This window comes from Candidatus Thiothrix phosphatis (genome assembly GCF_035668035.1).
Taxonomy (GTDB): domain Bacteria; phylum Pseudomonadota; class Gammaproteobacteria; order Thiotrichales; family Thiotrichaceae; genus Thiothrix; species Thiothrix phosphatis.
The window spans coordinates 1-16,491 of record NZ_JAYMYJ010000053.1; the positions used below are offsets into that span (position 1 = coordinate 1).

At 58.8% G+C, this 16,491-nt stretch carries 19 protein-coding genes; 12 read left to right on the plus strand and 7 right to left on the minus strand.

The annotated features are described in order from the left end of the window. Positions 1–125 precede the first annotated feature (125 nt). Complete coding sequence (locus tag VSS37_RS06900) at positions 126–752, minus strand: TetR/AcrR family transcriptional regulator (RefSeq protein ID WP_324694069.1); 627 nt, start codon at positions 750–752, stop codon at positions 126–128. Between the two features lie 101 nt (positions 753–853). Between VSS37_RS06900 and fabF the strand changes: the two genes are divergently transcribed. Both fabF and VSS37_RS06910 read left to right on the plus strand, forming a co-directional pair. Further along, the gene (gene fabF / locus VSS37_RS06905; protein WP_324694070.1) at positions 854–2,119 is read left to right on the plus strand and encodes a beta-ketoacyl-ACP synthase II; all 1,266 of its coding nucleotides are present in this window, start codon (positions 854–856) and stop codon (positions 2,117–2,119) included. 78 nt (positions 2,120–2,197) lie between these two features. After that, the gene (locus VSS37_RS06910; protein ID WP_324694071.1) at positions 2,198–2,602 is read left to right on the plus strand and encodes a hypothetical protein; all 405 of its coding nucleotides are present in this window, start codon (positions 2,198–2,200) and stop codon (positions 2,600–2,602) included. 38 nt (positions 2,603–2,640) lie between these two features. Here VSS37_RS06910 and VSS37_RS06915 read toward each other — a convergent pair whose 3' ends face one another. Beyond that, positions 2,641–3,873 carry a patatin-like phospholipase family protein gene (locus tag VSS37_RS06915; RefSeq protein ID WP_324694072.1) on the minus strand — a complete coding sequence of 411 codons (1,233 nt, stop codon included), beginning with the start codon at positions 3,871–3,873 and terminating at the stop codon, positions 2,641–2,643. A gap of 253 nt (positions 3,874–4,126) precedes the next feature. Between VSS37_RS06915 and VSS37_RS06920 the strand changes: the two genes are divergently transcribed. Then, a complete protein-coding gene (locus VSS37_RS06920) occupies positions 4,127–5,164 on the plus strand; it encodes an L-histidine N(alpha)-methyltransferase (RefSeq protein ID WP_324694073.1) in 1,038 nt (345 codons plus the stop codon). On the opposite strand, the gene VSS37_RS06925 is transcribed toward VSS37_RS06920, so the two are convergent. Further along, positions 5,136–6,452 carry a hypothetical protein gene (locus VSS37_RS06925; RefSeq protein ID WP_324694074.1) on the minus strand — a complete coding sequence of 439 codons (1,317 nt, stop codon included), beginning with the start codon at positions 6,450–6,452 and terminating at the stop codon, positions 5,136–5,138. The genes VSS37_RS06920 and VSS37_RS06925 overlap by 29 nt on opposite strands. Before the next feature lie 174 nt (positions 6,453–6,626). Here VSS37_RS06925 and corA point away from each other — a divergent pair, with 174 nt between their 5' ends. From corA to modC, 6 genes are all read left to right on the plus strand, one after another. Beyond that, entirely contained in the window at positions 6,627–7,580 is a 954-nt protein-coding gene (gene corA, locus VSS37_RS06930; protein WP_324694075.1) for a magnesium/cobalt transporter CorA, read from the plus strand. Between the two features lie 228 nt (positions 7,581–7,808). Next, positions 7,809–8,669: a ModD protein gene (modD, locus tag VSS37_RS06935; protein ID WP_324694076.1), complete on the plus strand. Its 861-nt coding sequence runs from the start codon at positions 7,809–7,811 to the stop codon at positions 8,667–8,669. After that, positions 8,666–9,463: a TOBE domain-containing protein gene (locus VSS37_RS06940; RefSeq protein ID WP_324694077.1), complete on the plus strand. Its 798-nt coding sequence runs from the start codon at positions 8,666–8,668 to the stop codon at positions 9,461–9,463. Before modD ends, VSS37_RS06940 begins: the two co-directional genes overlap by 4 nt. A gap of 38 nt (positions 9,464–9,501) precedes the next feature. Continuing rightward, complete coding sequence (gene modA / locus VSS37_RS06945; protein WP_324694078.1) at positions 9,502–10,275, plus strand: molybdate ABC transporter substrate-binding protein; 774 nt, start codon at positions 9,502–9,504, stop codon at positions 10,273–10,275. Continuing rightward, positions 10,265–10,942: a molybdate ABC transporter permease subunit gene (gene modB, locus VSS37_RS06950; RefSeq protein WP_324694080.1), complete on the plus strand. Its 678-nt coding sequence runs from the start codon at positions 10,265–10,267 to the stop codon at positions 10,940–10,942. The genes modA and modB overlap by 11 nt, the downstream gene beginning before the upstream one ends. A gap of 1 nt (position 10,943) precedes the next feature. Continuing rightward, a complete protein-coding gene (gene modC, locus VSS37_RS06955; protein WP_324694081.1) occupies positions 10,944–12,020 on the plus strand; it encodes a molybdenum ABC transporter ATP-binding protein in 1,077 nt (358 codons plus the stop codon). Positions 12,021–12,128: 108 nt separating this feature from the next. Here the strand turns inward: modC and clpX are convergent, their stop codons facing one another. Genes clpX through nifW form a run of 4 tightly spaced genes read right to left on the minus strand, consistent with a single transcriptional unit; the run spans position 12,129 to position 15,127 of the window. Then, positions 12,129–13,436: an ATP-dependent Clp protease ATP-binding subunit ClpX gene (gene clpX, locus VSS37_RS06960; RefSeq protein WP_324694082.1), complete on the minus strand. Its 1,308-nt coding sequence runs from the start codon at positions 13,434–13,436 to the stop codon at positions 12,129–12,131. Between the two features lies 1 nt (position 13,437). Beyond that, positions 13,438–14,319, minus strand: a complete 882-nt coding sequence (gene nifM / locus VSS37_RS06965) for a nitrogen fixation protein NifM (protein WP_324694083.1) — start codon at positions 14,317–14,319, stop codon at positions 13,438–13,440. Then, the gene (locus VSS37_RS06970; protein ID WP_324694084.1) at positions 14,312–14,800 is read right to left on the minus strand and encodes a nitrogen fixation protein NifZ; all 489 of its coding nucleotides are present in this window, start codon (positions 14,798–14,800) and stop codon (positions 14,312–14,314) included. The genes nifM and VSS37_RS06970 overlap by 8 nt, the downstream gene beginning before the upstream one ends. Before the next feature lie 3 nt (positions 14,801–14,803). Then, positions 14,804–15,127 (minus strand): nitrogenase-stabilizing/protective protein NifW, encoded by a 324-nt coding sequence (nifW, locus tag VSS37_RS06975; RefSeq protein ID WP_324694085.1) that lies wholly within the window; start codon positions 15,125–15,127, stop codon positions 14,804–14,806. 255 nt (positions 15,128–15,382) lie between these two features. Between nifW and VSS37_RS06980 the strand changes: the two genes are divergently transcribed. The 3 genes from VSS37_RS06980 to VSS37_RS06990 form a co-directional block, all read left to right on the plus strand. Continuing rightward, on the plus strand, positions 15,383–15,613 hold the full coding sequence (locus tag VSS37_RS06980; protein WP_324694086.1) for a type II toxin-antitoxin system Phd/YefM family antitoxin: 231 nt from the start codon (positions 15,383–15,385) through the stop codon (positions 15,611–15,613). A gap of 2 nt (positions 15,614–15,615) precedes the next feature. Next, complete coding sequence (locus VSS37_RS06985; protein ID WP_324694087.1) at positions 15,616–15,987, plus strand: type II toxin-antitoxin system VapC family toxin; 372 nt, start codon at positions 15,616–15,618, stop codon at positions 15,985–15,987. Positions 15,988–16,018: 31 nt separating this feature from the next. Then, on the plus strand, positions 16,019–16,491 hold a 473-nt coding region (locus tag VSS37_RS06990; protein ID WP_510952321.1), incomplete at its 3' end, for a Fic family protein.

Sequence of the window (16,491 nt, forward strand, 5' to 3'; positions counted from 1 at the left end):
GCTAAAGCTGACCGGCTGAAGCCGGTGGTTTTAACCTTGGGTATGGAAATAAATAGATAGCCCCTAAAATGATTGCTCCAATCAAGAGCATTGCTATTTGTTTGCTCATAAGTTTGCTGTTTCCCTCAGTGCGTCAGCTCGGTGTTGCTGACGCCCAGCATGTGCAAAATCTGCATCTGCGCGGCTTCCAGAATCTTCCGCTGCTCCTCTTCGCGGGGAATGGATTTCGCCACCACCACAGCGCCAACCAGCAGGGACAAAATCACGCGGGCCTTGTCGGCGATGATGTTACGGTTGTTCTCGTAAGGCAGCAGTTTCAGCTTGCTTAACGCCAGCAAGCGGATTTCGAGCATCCTTTTCAGGTTGTTGTAGGACTCTTCAAACAAGGGTTTGACGCAGGTGTTTTGGTTCCCCGCCTCATTGAACAGCACCATTTCAGGCCCGGGCTTATTGCTGTTCTCCAGTTCGCGCAGGTTCCAGTAATGGGTCACCAGCGCCGTCAGATGCTTCAGGGACAATGGCCCTTTCACCAGGCGTGAAGTCCGGCTGCCCTTGAGCGTCTCGACAAACGACGCCTTGAACAAGGCTTCCTTGGATTCGAAATGGCTGTAAAATGCGCCATGCGTCATTTTGGCCGCCTGCATGATCTCCGTGATGGAAACATTGTCGAAACCGAACCGGGAAAACAGCTCCGTCGCAGCCGTCAGGATACGCTCCCTGGATTTTGCTTTGTGTTCCCTGGAATAGGGCATACGCTGTCGCCTCCCTCATCTGCATCCACATAATATTATCTTGATCATATTATGCCAGTTGCTATGGTGACCGGTCTTGACACAAGTAGTATGGAGCTAGCATGAACTCACCAATCGTCGTTACCGGAATGGGAATCATCAGTCCGTTGGGGTGCGGCGTCAAGGCCGTGTGGCAACGTTTGACCGCAGGCCAGTCGGGGCTGGGTTTCATTGACCGGTTTTCAGACGAAGAGTTTCCCATCAAGGTTGCCGGTCAAGTGCCAGGGATCGATGTTGACCCAGAGGCAGGCTTTGACCCGGAGCAGGTGGCCGATGTCAAGGAGCGCAAAAAGCTCGACCTGTTCACCCTCTATGCGCTGGCCGCCGCGCAGGAAGCCTTGCAGCAGGCAGGCTGGTCACCAGAAACGGATGCGGACAAACAGGCCACTGCCACCATTATCGCCACTGGCATCGGCGGCCTGCCGACCATCACCCAGGCACAAAACACCCTGATGGCGCGCGGCCACCGCCGTCTGTCACCGTTTACCGCGCCTGCTTTCCTGGCGAATATGGCGGCAGGCAATGTGTCGATCAGGTTCGGCCTGCAAGGGCCATTGGGTTGCCCGGTGACGGCTTGCGCCGCCAGTTTGCAAGCCATCGGCGACGGCATGCGCCTGATCCGCAGCGGCGAGGCGGAAGTGGCGCTGGTCGGCGGCACGGAGGCTTGCATTGACCCGCTGTCGCTGGGCAGTTTCCATGCCATGAAAGCGCTGTCCAAAGAAGCTGAAAACCCTGCGCAAGCGTCGCGCCCGTTCGACCAGGCGCGCAGCGGCTTTGTCATGGGCGAAGGCGCGGGCCTGCTGGTGATCGAAACGCTGGAACATGCGCAAGCGCGTGGTGCAACCCCTTTGGTGGTGCTCAACGGCTACGGCACCAGCGCAGATGCTTACCACATCACCGCTGGCCGGGAAGATGGCTTGGGAGCCGCCGCCGCCGTCCAACGGGCCTTGAAAATGGCGCAACTCAAGCCGACCGACATCCGTTACGTCAATGCGCACGCGACCTCCACGCCGGTCGGGGATCTGGCGGAAATCGCCTCCCTGCGCCAGGTGTTTGGCAACAGCCTGCCGGAAACGCCAATATCTTCCACCAAATCCGCCACTGGCCACCTGCTGGGAGCGGCGGGCGGGGTCGAAGCCATTTTCACCTGCCTTGCGGTGATGAACGACATGCTACCGCCCACCCTCAACCTGGACAATGTGGACGAAGCCATGGCCGATCTGGACTTGGTCCCCAACACAGCACGCAGCCAAATTGTCACCCATGCCCTAAGCAACGGCTTCGGGTTCGGCGGCGTGAACGCTGCATTGATTGTGGGCAAGGCGTAAGGCGAACCTGCACACCGAAAACAGGGTCGGGATAACGGCTTGTTTGCGGGCGGCCAACAAGCTGTTATAAGCCTAGGCATGAAGCATTGGCGTCACCTCCTGTTCCCTTCCAAACCACGGTCTTACCCCGGCGACCGTTGGGTGAACATTACCCTGCGCAGCTTCCATCTGCTCGGCATCGCCGGGATTGGCGGCGGTTTCCTGTTTGCCCTGCCCAAAGCGCAATACCTGCCGTTCTGGCATCTCGCCATCGGCAGCGGCGTGGCAATGGCCTTGCTGTACATTTGGGAAAACGGGCGCTGGCTGCTACAGGTGAAAGGCATCGCCGTCATGTGTAAATTGCTGTTGCTGCTGCTTGCCGGTCTGGCACCACAGTGGCGCGCGGAGCTGTTTGCGGCGGTCATCCTGATTTCCGGGGTGGTGGCGCATGCGCCGGGGAAAGTGCGCGGTTACAGCCCCCTGCTGAAGCAACCTCCCCCGTAAAGCATCCAGCCTTTCCACCACGCACCACCAACCACGCGCTACTGGCTAACGCCCTTCGCGGCTGGAACTGCTGGCGCTGCCTGTTCCACTGCATCGATACGGGCATGCCATGGCTGCGCGCTTAACGCGGCGTGATACCCGACCTGATATAAATCCCGCATGTAAACCGGGTCGAACGGCTTGGTCAGCGGCGTCTTGAAATCCTGCGGCACATACGTCAGGCGCAGGTCAAAACCATCCCGTTCCGCCAGTTTTTCCAGCTCAACCAGATTGCTGCGCCCTTGGTACTTGATCAGGGATTGGATAGCGCGCTTGGTGATGCTGGCGACCCCAAGACCGACGGCATCGTATTCCGGGTCGACCTTGGTGTTGCGGATCAGCCAAAAAGTCTTGTGCGGATTCAGGCCCAGGCGTTGCTCCACCACGCGCATATCCAGCGACGGCGGGTAAACAAAAATCTGGTTGGTGACGCCGCCGTCGACGTGGACTTCCTGATGGCGCTGGCCATGAATCAGCACGTCGAAACGGACGGGCGGGAACGCGCCAGGCACCGAGGCCGAGGCCAGCATGATGTTGGCAATCAGCTTCGCGGCGTCAGGCCGCCCGCTGTCAGCGATGCGCCCAATATTCCAGATGACCGGGCGTTCGGCGTCCAGGTCGGTGGTGCCGATCAGCAGCACCCTCCCCTGGCGGCTTTCGGCGGCGATTTCCGCCACCAGCCGGTCATTGACCTCTTCGTGCAGCAAGCGTTTCAACGGAGCCGTGTCGCCAATGGCGGAACCGCCGAACAAGATTTTCAACGGCGTCAGGAGAAAGATGTCCCGCCGGGAGGTCGCCGTGTAGAAACGCTGGATGGCGTCGTCATATTTCGGCCCCAGAAATGCGAACGGCGCAATCAGCGCGCCGGTGGAAACGCCAGTCACCAGCGTGAAGCGCGGGCGGTCACCGCGTTTGCTCCAGCCCTTGAGGAAGCCTGCGCCATACGCGCCATCCTCCCCGCCGCCGGAAAGGGCGAGGACATCAAAACGCCGCGCCAATTCCGGGTTGGTTTGCAGGGCGGCATGCTGGCGGGCAAGCAAGCGGTTCATATCGGGCGGCGGCATATCCCCCCAGAAACGGATATGCCGATAGCCTGCGATCTCGGCCTGTTCGTAGTGCTGCGCCGACGGTGCGGAATAGTCGCGCGGAATGCTGACGCAGGCACTCAGGGAAAAAGCCAACAGCAATAACGCCAGCCCACGTCCGCCCGCTCTTTTTATCGGAAAAATCATCTTCGTCACCTGAACTTGACTCGGTTTGAGGGGTTGTAGTATCGCTTGATTCCTGCCAGCCCACAATTGCTCCCGCCGACGCCGGATTCAGCCATAATGTCAACCCCTCCACCCAATGCAGGGTTGTCAACAGAAAAAACTGGCGGCAGTGGCGGTTTTTTTCACTACAACCACTGCCATGCGTCGGCTGAAACCTGCTAGGATTACCGCTGTCTAATTCCCAGCAAGAATCAATAACACCAGGGGACTTGCCATGAGCTATCCGCACCATTTCGTCAGTCTGGACGTCAAGACGCACGCCGACTATTTCGCCCAGGCCATCTACCGGGGACTGACCGCAAAAGAGAAATCCCTACCGCTTAAATACCTGTATGAAGCCAGCGGCGACGCCCGCCTGTTTGAGCGCCTGACCCACAGTGACCGCTGTTACATGACCCAGGCCGAAGACACGTTGCTGACCCGGTTTGCGCCGCGCATTGTCCAGCGCTTGCAGGACAACACCGCGCTGGTCAAACTCGGCAACCGCAACGGCAAGCCCTTGCGCCGCGCCGCAGAAGCGCTCGCACGTCAAGGCGCGGCACAATTTGCGCCCATCGACATCACCGGCGATTTCCTTTCCCACAGCATCCAGCGCCTGCAACAGGATTACCCCGACCTCAACCTGTTGGGGGTCATCGCCGATTACCCTGCGGGCATGAAGCTGCTCAACCATACCCGGCTGCAACCGCGCCTGCTGCTGTGGCTGGGTTCGGACATCAGCCATGTGGAATACGCCGAGGCCGCCCGCCTGCTGCGCGAAAACATGGTGGCGGAATTGAAGCCGGGCGATCATCTGTTGCTCGGCATCGACCTGAAAAAACCGCCGGAAATGCTGCACGCCGCCTATGGCTGCACCGACCAGGACAGCGCCGTGCGCAAGGTGTCGCTGGCGTTCGCCCGCCATGCCCTGCACCGCATCAACCGGGAATTGCAGGCCGATTTCGCGCCGGAAAATTTCGGCTACCATTGCCATTACAACCCGGAGCGCGGCTGCATGCAGATCTACCTGCGCAGCACCTGCCCGCAACAGGCGCACATCACGGATCTGGGGTTATACGTCGGTTTCGCCCAGGATGAACACATCCTCATCCACGAAAGCTACAAATACAGCCAAGAGGACATCCGCACACTGGTGGATGCCATCGGCCTGAAGCTGGAGCAGCAATGGGTGGATGAGGAACGGCTCTACAGCCTCAACCTGCTGGCGGCCGGGGACAGCACGCCTACCCCTGCTGTTCAATCATCCACCTGAAGCGCTGCAACTGTTTCTCGCGTATCTGCGCCATGTCCAGGTGGTAGATGTCATAAGGGAACAGGAACGCCATCACCCCGGAATCAAACAGGCGGCGGACTTCATACTCATCGTGCGAAGTGCCGCGCTGGTAACGGTAATTGAGGTAGGTCTGGTTGGTGTGGATGATGAATTCCACCCGCATCCCGCCCATGCGCGCAAAGAATTTCAGCATCTGGGTATTGCCGCTGCTGCCAACGGAAGTGGCGTTGTAACGGTTGCCACCCAGCGTATCGGAAATGTCCTCCAGGATCATAAAGGAACCAGCCCGCACGGCGGCGCGGGTCAGGTGCCGCACGAAGCGTTTCACATGGCTGGGGTTGTCCAGCACCGCCATCAGCCCGAGTTCATCATCCACCGCCACCGCCGGATTTTTCTCATTCTTACGCAACAGTTTCAGCACCTTGGCCGCTGAATCCTTCTTGCGCACGGTCACATACACCGGAATGTCCTGACCATTCTCATGGAACAGGCGGCGCTTCACCAGCGTCAGCTTTTCATTTTCGGCAAACTCGTGCAGGTAGTTCGCAGATTCGAAATCGATCACCTCAACCCGGGTGCAGCTGAAATCTGCGCCATTGTGCTGGCTGGCGAGGTAGGCGACTTCCAGCTCGCCGATCTTGAGCTGCGGGCTCCAGACATATTGGTTGAGGAAATTGAGGAAGGCGGAAAACTTGTTTTCAATGTCGGTTTCCCGTTCCCGCTGGTCGATGGCGCCCGCCAGCCCCATCAGCACCAGCTTGCGCTTGGCCTCAAAGCGGAGCTTCTGGTGGTAACGCCCGTCGAAAATGGTCAGCAGCAGTTCGACCGGGTTTTGGCAGGTCTCAATCTCGTTGCTGATCTCGATATGCGAGCTGTAGGCCGCCAGCACCTTGCTTTTGAGGCTCCAGATCACGGCGTCGGCGGTGTTCATGTACTCATGGATCTTGCTGCGGACTTCCGACAAGCCGCCGCTGATGCCGAACAAATTGCCCAACAGCCGGTAGGCGCGCTCGGTGCGCTGTTCACGCAACCCTGGGTAGCGGAGCAAGGCCGGTATTTCGTCGAAGCGCTCAATCTGCAACAGGTCGAACAGCTGGTCGCGCACCACCCGGTATTTGGTCGCCATTTGCCGGTCTTGCCGGAACATGCTGGCCCACTGCCGGTTTTGCCGGGAAAACGGGTGGTCAAACGAAGTCTGCTCACGGACAGCGAACGGCCCGTCCTGCTTCATGGCGATAAAGATGGATTTTTCGTCTACGAGGCTCATGGACTCACCCGCCTGGGAAGGACTACATGGTTGAAGTGTAACCGTCCAGCAACTTCCGTGCCATCCCGCACCCCCACTTTCCGGCGAGCACGCCCCTGCAACCCTGTGAGAATGCCCCGAATAGGGTTAGAATGCCGCCCAACCCAAGCCACCTGACCAAGCAAGGAAACCGGCATGCTTAGACTGTTCAGCCTGAATAACGGCCTGATCCGCGAACTCCCCAGCGATGACGGGAAGCTGGACGGGGCGCTTTCCGCCAGCGCCTGGATTGACATGTGTGACCCGGAGGACGCCGAGCATTCCTTGCTGGAATCCCTGTTGCGCACTGATTTGCCCGAATCCGAAGATGTGGAGGAAATCGAATTCTCCGCCCGTTTCTTTGTGGACCACTCCGGCCTGCATGTGCACTCGCTGTTCATGTTTCAGGACGAAGGCCGCCACAATACGGCGTCGGTGGCGTTCATCCTGCAGGACACACGCCTGATCACCATCCGCGATGAAAAGCTGCCGGATTTCCGCCTGTTCCGCCTGCGCGCCAAACGCGGCCAGATCACCTGCCACGACGCCGCCGAGCTGCTGGTCACCATCTTGGAGCACAAGGTGGAAAACCACGCCGACTACCTGGAAGACATCCACCATGAGCTGGAGGAAGTCAGCCATACGGTGCTGGAGGAGGAAGGCAGCGACCTGGAGGAGGCCATCAGCGAACTGGCGCGGCTGGAGGACAGCAACGGCAAAATCCGCCTGTGCCTGATGGATACCCAGCGCGGCATTTCCTTCCTGCTGCGGCATCTGCGGGACAAGCCCGAGCAACTGGAAACCTTGCGGGAAATCATGCGCGACATTGAGGGGCTGATGTCCCACACCACCTTCCTGTTCGACAAGATCAACTTCCTGATGGCCTCCACCCAGGGCTTCATCAATATCCAGCAAAACCAGATCATCAAGATTTTCTCCATCGCCGCCGTGGTGTTCCTCCCGCCGACCCTGGTCGCCAGCATCTACGGGATGAACTTCGTACATATGCCGGAACTGCAATGGTTGCTGGGCTACCCGTGGGCGATCGGCCTGATGATCATTTCGGGCATTGCCCCCTACCTGTTCTTCAAGCACAAGGGCTGGCTGTAAGCAGGCATCCCTGTTTCGTCACCACCTCCTCAGGCCTGCGACGGCTGGAGCGAAGATGACAGCATGAGCGACATTGTCATGAATGCGACAAGCCAGTCATTTACCAAGACATTGAAAAATAAGATATAACTACAATGGCGCGACTTTTGCTTGCCATCAAGCATTGGCGTGGACTGTGTTTTTTGCCATGCGTTATGTAGTAGAATGTTATAACGGTGGAGACCCAAGATGTATTTTACTGACGCTGAACTGGACCAACTCATCCATGAAGACGTTCCGTCCGTGGATTTGACGACGCACATCACCGGCATCGGGGCGGAAAAAGGCGTCATCCGTTACAGCGTGCGCGAACCCACCGTCATTTGTTGCACGGAAGAAGCGCAGCGGATACTCCAGAAACTGGGGCTGTTCGTCCTGGACGTGACCCCCTCCGGCAGCTCCGTTGCGGCAGGCGGCGTTGTGCTCGCAGCCCAAGGCAAAGCGCAAGCCATCCACGCCGCCTGGCGGGTCACCCTCAACCTGCTGGAATACGCTTCCGGCATCGCCACCCGCACCCGGCGGATGGTGGGGCAGGTGCAGCAAGCGGCACCCCATGTCACGGTGGCGGCCACCCGCAAAAGCGTGCCGTGGGCGAGGAAAATGATGACCAAGGCCATCCTTTGCGGGGGAGCCTTGCCGCACCGCCTGGGCTTGTCCGAAACCGTGCTGGTTTTCGAAGAACACACCCGTTTCCTGCCGGATTTTGATGATTTCACCGCCAGCATCGGCCATTTGAAAGCAAAGCTGGGCGACAAGATGGTGGTGGCGGAAGCCAGCGATTACGGGATGGCGCTCAAACTGGCGCAAGCAGGCGTCGACATGGTGCAACTGGACAAGCTGGGCATTGAGGAAACCCGGCAAGTGACAGCAGCCCTCAAAGCCGCCTGCCCCGGCCTCAAAGTGGCGGCCGCTGGCGGCGTCAACCCGGAAAATGCCGTAGCCTATGCCGGAACCGGCGTCGACATGCTGGTGACCTCATCCCTGTATTTCGGCAAGCCTGCCGACATCAAGGCCGACATCCAGAAGATCAAGCAGGAGACACTGCCATGAAAATGTCCATGCAAATGCAACAGCTGATGACCACGCCACTGCGCCACGGGCGGCGCTGGGACTATCTGGAATTATTGGAGCGGATAGACTCGACCGGCTCCATTTCCGCCGCCGCCAAATCGATGGGCATGAGCTACAAGGCCGCGTGGGAAGCCGTCCTGACCATCAACAACCTGTCAGATGAGCTGGTCGTGGAGCGCCAGACCGGCGGGCAGCATGGCGGCGGCGCCAACCTCACCGCTTACGGGCGGCGCATGGTGATGGTTTACCGCCACATGGAAAAGGAACATGCCCGCATCCTCTCGCAACTGAGCAAGGTGGCGGACAACTTTGAACAATACTTCCAACTGATAAGGAGATTCGACATGCAGACCAGCAGCCGTAACCAGTTCCTTGGCACTGTCGCCAAAGTGACCAATGGCCCCATCAATTCCGAAGTGATCCTTGACATTGGCGGTGGCGATGAACTCGTCGCCGTCATCACCCATAACAGCGTCGACCATCTTGGGCTTGCCCCTGGCGTGCAAGCCTATGCGCTGGTGAAGGCCCCGTGGGTCATCCTCGCCAAGGACGACGGCAAGATCAAGACCAGCGCCCGCAACACCCTGCGCGGCACTATCGTCAGCTTGCAGGAAGGCCCGATCAATTGTGAAGTCATCATCGAACTGCCGGGCGGCAAGACCGTGACCGCCGTGATCACCCACGAAAGCGCGCAGGACATGGAACTGGCCGTCGGCGTCAAGGTGTGCGCCCTGATCAAGGCGTCGCACATCATCCTCGCGGTTTCCTCCTGAAACACACGTTCACTCAACTCGCCAACAAGGAATCAAGCATGAAAGCACTCTCACGCATTAGCCTGGCCGTCGCACTGGCCGTCAGCGCCGCCAGTGCCTGGGCGGAAGACGTACAGGTCGCGGTCGCCGCCAACTTCACCAAGCCCATGGAAAAAATTGCCGCCGACTTTGAAAAGGCCACTGGCAACAAAGTGATCGCAGCGTTCGGTGCCAGCGGCAAGCTGGTTGAACAGATGAAAAACGGCGCACCGTTCGAAATCTTCCTGTCCGCCGACCAGAAAAACCCCATGAAGCTGGAAAAGGAAAACCTGGGCGTGCCGGACAGCCGCTTCACCTACGCCATCGGCAAGCTGGTGCTGTGGTCGGCCAAACCGCAGTTTGTGGATGATAAAGGCGCCATCCTGAGCACCAGCAGCGATTTCCAGCATATCTCCATCGCTGACCCCAAAACCGCCCCCTATGGCAAGGCTGCGCTGGCTGTCATGGAAAAACTGGGCGTGCTGGACACCCTGAAGCCCAAAATCGTGCAAGGCGACAGCATCGCCCAGGCCAAGGAATTCGTCAGCAGCGGCAATGCGGAACTGGGCTTTGTGGCGTTGTCCCAGGTGATCAAAGACACTAGCGGCTCCAGTTGGATGGTGCCACAGGACTTGTACAAACCTCTGTATCAGGACGCCATCCTGCTCAAAACGGGTGAAAACAACGCCGCCGCCAAGGCGTTCATGAGCTACCTCGCATCCGCCCCAGCACAGGCTGTCATCAAGGACTACGGCTACGACCTGCCAGGCTGGGCGAAAACGGATGCTAAATGACGAAGACCTTGGCGCGATCCTGCTGACCCTGAAACTGGCAAGCCTGGTGACCGTCATCCTGCTGCTGGTGGGGACACCCATCGCCTGGTGGCTGGCGCACAGCCGCTGGCGCTGGAAAAGCATCGTCAGCGCCCTGGTCTCCCTGCCGCTGGTGCTGCCGCCAGCGGTGCTGGGTTTCTATCTGCTGGTGCTGATGGGGCCGCACGGCCCTGTCGGCCAGTTCACCAAGAGCATAGGGCTGGGAACCCTGCCCTTCACCTTCCAGGGGTTGGTGATCGCCTCCGTGATCTATTCGATGCCATTCGTGGTGCAGCCGTTGCAGAATGCGTTTGAGGCGATCGGCACCCGCCCGCTGGAAGTCGCCGCCACGCTGCGGGCGGGGTTTCTGGACACCTTCCTGACCGTGGTGATCCCGCTGGCGCGCCCAGGTTTCCTGACCGCAGGCATTCTGGGGTTCGCGCACACTATTGGTGAGTTTGGCGTGGTGCTGATGGTGGGCGGCAACATTCCCGACAAGACCCGCGTCATTTCCATGCAGATTTTCAACCATGTCGAAACTGGCGAATACGCCCAGGCGCACTGGCTATCCGCCGGGATGCTGGTGTTTTCATTCGTGGTGCTGCTGGCGCTCAACACCCTGACGCCAAACCCCTGGAGGAAACGCTGACATGGCCAGTATCGAAGCCCGTTTCCAACTGCCCTTCCCCGGTTTTGCGCTGGAGGTGGGCCTGCAATTGCCGGGCGCGGGCGTCACGGCGCTGTTTGGGCATTCCGGCTCCGGTAAGACCACGCTGCTGCGCTGCATTGCTGGGCTGGAGCGCGCACCGCAGGGCTACCTGCAAGTGGGCGGCGTGTTGTGGCAGGACAGTTCGCAAGGCTTTTTCCTGCCGACCCACCGGCGGCCGCTGGGATATGTGTTCCAGGAAGCCAGCCTGTTCCCGCACCTGAGCGTGCGCCGGAACCTGGAGTACGGCCAGAAACGCATCCCCGCCGCCGACCGCCGCATCGCCCTGGAACAGGCGCTGGATCTGCTGGGCATTGGCCATCTGCTGGAGCGGATGCCGGATCGCCTGTCCGGCGGTGAACGGCAGCGGGTCGCCATCGCCCGGGCGCTGGCGCTCAGTCCGCAGGTGCTGCTGATGGATGAACCGCTGGCGGCGCTGGATTTGCAGCGCAAGCAAGAAATCCTGCCCTTCCTGATCCGCCTGCACAACGAACTGGCGATGCCGATCCTGTACGTGACGCATTCGCCGGAAGAAGTGATCCAACTCGCCGACCACTTAGTAGTGCTGGAAGCTGGCAAGGTGGCAGCATCCGGCCCTCTGGCTGAAACCCTGACCCAACTGGATTCCCCGTTGGCGCAGGGGGAACAGGCATCCAGCATGTTGCAGGCGCAAATCTGCGGGCACGAGCCGGAATTCCACCTTACACAGGTGCAGTTTGCAGGCGGCGTGCTCAACCTGCCTTACCAGCGGACAACGCCCATCGGCACCCGCCTGCGGTTACGGGTCTACGCCCGCGATGTCAGCATCACCCTGCAACCGCCAGCCCAGACCAGCATCCTCAATGTCCTGCCCGCCGCCATTACCGGCATGGCGCACGACGATGAAGGCCGTTCGCTGGTGCGCCTGAGCCTCGGCGGCGCACCGCTGCTGGCGCACATCACCCAGAAATCCGCCGTACAGCTGGGGTTGCAACCCGGCATGCAAGTATTCGCGCAGATCAAGGCGACCGCAATCCTTTAACGGCTTCAGCCCGCAGCCGACCTCCGATTGAAACCATTACCTTTGAGTCGACAGGGTTTAATGAAAACCCGACCAATCCTTGCCGCAACGCAACAAATCCCCAACACATCAGGCTCCCTGTGCGTATGATGCTTCCGTCGCCGTCATGGCCGGAGCAGCCGACTCACGGTATTCGAGCGCAATCTCCCCTTCGCCCCGCACCACTTCCCCCGTCACCACGCAGCGCGAGACATTTTCTTCCGAAGGCAGGGTGAACATCAGCTTGCGCAGAATCCCTTCCAATACGCCGCGCAGGCCACGCGCCCCGGTGCCATGCGCAATCGCTTTCTGTGCAATGGCGCGCAGGGCGTCATCGGTGAAATCCAGCTCCACATTGTCCAGCGCAAACAGTTGGCGGTACTGCTTGGTCAGGGCGTTCTGCGGCTCGGTGAGGATGCTCACCAGCGCCTCTTCATCCAGGTCATGCAGGGCGGTGATGACCGGGAAGCGGCCAATGAATTCGGGGATCAGGCCGAAATGGCGCAAGTCTTCCGGCTGCACTTCGTTGAACAGCCGCAGCTTGTCGGCCAGCTTTTCCGCCTCGGTCGGATTGGCATGGGTGGCGTGGAAACCGATGCCTTTGGCACCCGGCTTCATGCGTTTTTCCAGCAGTTTCTCCAGCCCGGCGAAGGCGCCGCCGACGATGAACAGGATATTGCGGGTGTCAACGATGACCGGAGCCTGATCCTTGCGGCCTTTGGCGGGCACCTTGACCGGCGTGCCTTCCACCAACTTGAGCAAGGCCTGTTGCACGCCTTCGCCACCAACATCGCGGGTGCCGTGCGAGTTTTCACCGCTGCGCGCCAGCTTGTCGATTTCGTCGATATACACCACACCCCATTCGGCCAGCTCCTTGTTACCGTCGGCGCTGTCGAGCAGGCGGGCAATGATGCTTTCCACATCCTCACCCACATAACCGGCCTGGGTCAGGGTGGTGGCGTCGGCAATCACGAATGGCACGCCAACAATGCGCGCCAAAGTGCTGGCCAGCAGGGTCTTGCCGGTGCCGGACGGCCCGAGCAGCAGGATATTGGATTTGTCCAGCTCCACCACCGACTTGTCGGGGTGGGTGCAGATGCGCGGCTGGTCGGTTTCCAGGCGCAGGCGTTTGAAATGGTTGTAGACCGCAACCGACAGCGTTTCCTTGGCCAGATCCTGACCGATCACGTAACGGTCGAGGATCGCCTTGATCGCCAGCGGTTTGGGGGAATCTTTGAGCGGTTCGCTCATGCTGCGCTTGCGGCTCCAGGTGCTGATGACCTGATGGGCAAGGCGCACGCAAGCTTCGCAGATATGCCCGTTCATACCGGCAATCAGCGGGATTTGCGGCGTTTGCACTTGTCCGCAAAAGGAGCAGGCTGGGGTTTTGTCGCTCATGTCATACCTCCCGGTTAGCGCCGGTTTCGAGTTGTTTCAACCAAGCTTTCTGGCAATTGCGCTGGGCGCGTTCCTGCAACAAGGTGCGGATTTGCGGTTTGGCCTGGGTAAGGGAAACGGTGTGGGCGGGGAATATCTGCTCACACAGCAGCACATGGAAGCCGATTTCGGATTCGATGGGCTCGCTGACCTGCCCGGCGGCCATCGAGAACAGCACGGCGTCAAGCTGCGGGTAAAGCTGCCCACGCGGCACAGCGCCGAGCTTGCCGCCTTCCATCGCCGTCGGGCATTCGGAATACTGGCGGGCCAGTTTGGCGAATTGTTTGGCGTTGCCGTTGCTGGCTTGTTTGGCCACTTTGCGGATGCGTTGCAGGGCGTTTTCCCCGCTGTTTTCCGGGTATTCGTCGTTGATGGTGACCAGGATATGCCGCACCGTGCGGGTTTCCGGCTGGGCGAAGCGCTCCTTGTTCATCTCGTAATAGAGCTGGATGTCGATGTCGTTGATGGTGATGCTGCGCGAAGCGACTTTTTGCAGCACGCCATCGAACAGCAGCTCGCGTTGCAGGGCCTGGCGCAGGGCATCGGGGGTAAGGCCGTTTTGCGCCAGATCCTGTACGAAGTCTTCGTCATTGGGGTAGCGCTCGGCGATTTCCTGCACCGCCTGCTCGACCCGTTCGGGAAGGATGATGGTCTGGCTGGCTTCCGGGCTTTGCAGGGCAAGTGATTCCAGCAGATAACTGCGCTCGGCGCGTTGTTGCACCCGGCTGAATTCCTTGTCATCCAGTTGCGGCAGGTTTTTTTGGAAGGATTCCAGCGCATTGCGCAACAGGTGGTAGCGGTAAACGGGCGGTTTGCCCAGCACGGTGAAGCTCAGGTCAGTCATCGGCGTCTTCCTCATCCGGGAGGTCAGCAAGGTCAGGCGCATCCGCCGGGGCGGAATCCAGCAGCTTTTCGGGGATTTGCAGGGTGCGGCCAGGGAAGCGGACGTGATAACCGACGCCGCTGGGCAGGTCGCGCAGCACTTTCAGCACCTGCCCGACATCACCGGGGCTGGCGATGGTTTCACCATCAATCACCAGCGCGACTTTCGGCGTGACCTTTTCGCGGAACTCAAACTGGCTTGGGTTCCACGGCTCATCCGCGCCAATCAGCTCCTCTTCACGGCAGCCGACCATTTTTTGCTGGTCGAAAAAGTGCACGGAATAAACGAGCTGATCCTGTAGGAAGGTGCCGACATCGCGCACATAGCCGACACTGCCCCGACGCACCAGCAGGTTGCCGATGTTTGCGCCGGGGAAGGTGCCGTCATCGCGCACATTGCGGGTCACCCGCACCTGATCGCCAAAATTAAAACGCGGGCGCATGGCTCACGCCTTCCCGAACAGGGCTTCCAGCGGGACGAAGGTTTCTTGCGGCCCCAGCATCTTGTAAATCTTCAGCGCTTTTTCGGTCTTGGCATCAGATTCGATGAAGTCGTTGTAGGCTGTAGTCAGCAGGCGGGTGTATTGCTCACGCAGGCCGTCGTCATCGGCGGGTTTGGTTTCTTTCGACAGGTAATCATGGAAGCGTTGCAGGATGTGCAGGCGGTAAACGTGCACCACAGTCTGGTCAAACGGGATATCGAAGTAGTTGAAGAAGTCTTCGGCGCTGACCAGTTCTTCCAGGTCGAGTTCGAGGTCGGTTTCGCTCATGGTGGATCTCCGGTTGCTGGATGGTGAATATCAAGCAAAGGTTGTGCCATATTGGTTATTTTTATTTTTTCAATGATTTGTGTGTTTATCTCGGGTGTAATGTAGGGTTTGGCACAGACAACAGGATTCAGCCGTTGTCGGAAATAGAACAGTTGCGCGGTTTCTCCGAATAGAGTTGTATTACCTGGTCAAGTTGACCAATTTTCTGATTTGGCGTTAGGATTCCTTTATCTCAAACAGCAGTGGTAAACCTCCATGATCGTCAATCTTGCCGAAGCCAAAGCCAATCTTTCCAAGCTCATTACCTTGGCCGCGCAGGGAGAGCGAATTGTGATTGCCCGCAACAACCGGCCCGTCGCTGATTTGGTGGTTCATCAGGGCAACGGCAAGCGTCAATTGGGTTTGCTGGCGGGAAAATTTGCCGTACCGGATGACTTCATGGCCGAAAGTGACGAAATTAACGCGCTGTTCTATGGGGAACACTGAATATGCGCCTCATCATTGATACGCATATCTTCCTGTGGGCATTATCCGAGCCTGAAAAAATAGCCCCCAGCAAACGGGCAGCGCTTGAGGACGAAGCCAATATCATTTATGTCAGTGCCATCAGTATTGCAGAGATAATGATCAAGTCATCGATTGGCAAATTGGATGTTGATTTTGATCCGTTGGACATGGCTATCCAGAGCGGTTTTGATTTGCTGGATTTTACTGCGCAGGATGCAGCCCTTTTGAAAATACTGCCATTGCACCACAAAGACCCTTTTGACAGGATGCTGATAGCTCAAAGTATCAACAACCGTTACCCCATTGTGACGGATGACGGTAAGTTTCCATTGTACGATTGCAAAATCATTTAGCGCCGGAAGCTGAAAATTACGGGTGTAACCTATGCAAAACCCTTCCTACCAATTCCAGACATCTGCCCATCTGAGCAGCAAACTGTCCACGATTGATACCATGCAGGCGGATATCCAACGTTGGCGGGCGCAACAGCCTGACCGTTGGCTGGCAATTCAGCAAAAACTCCGCGCCGAATGGACTTACGACAGCAACGCCATCGAAGGCAGCACCCTGACGCTGGGTGAAACCATCTTCTTTTTGCAGGAAGGGCTGACCGTGGAAGGCAAGCCCTTCAAGGACTTTCTCGATGCACGCAACCATGCTGAAGCGATCGATATGCTGTTTGAGGTGGTGGCGCAGAAACGCGTCATCAGCGAAGGGCTGATCAAGGAAATCAACGCACTGTTGTTAGCTGGCGTGCAATCCACTCCCGCGCTGGACTCCCAAGGCCGACGGGTGCAAAAGCCTGCCACGCCGGGGCAGTACAAAACGCAGCCGAACCATGTGCTGCAACAGGATGG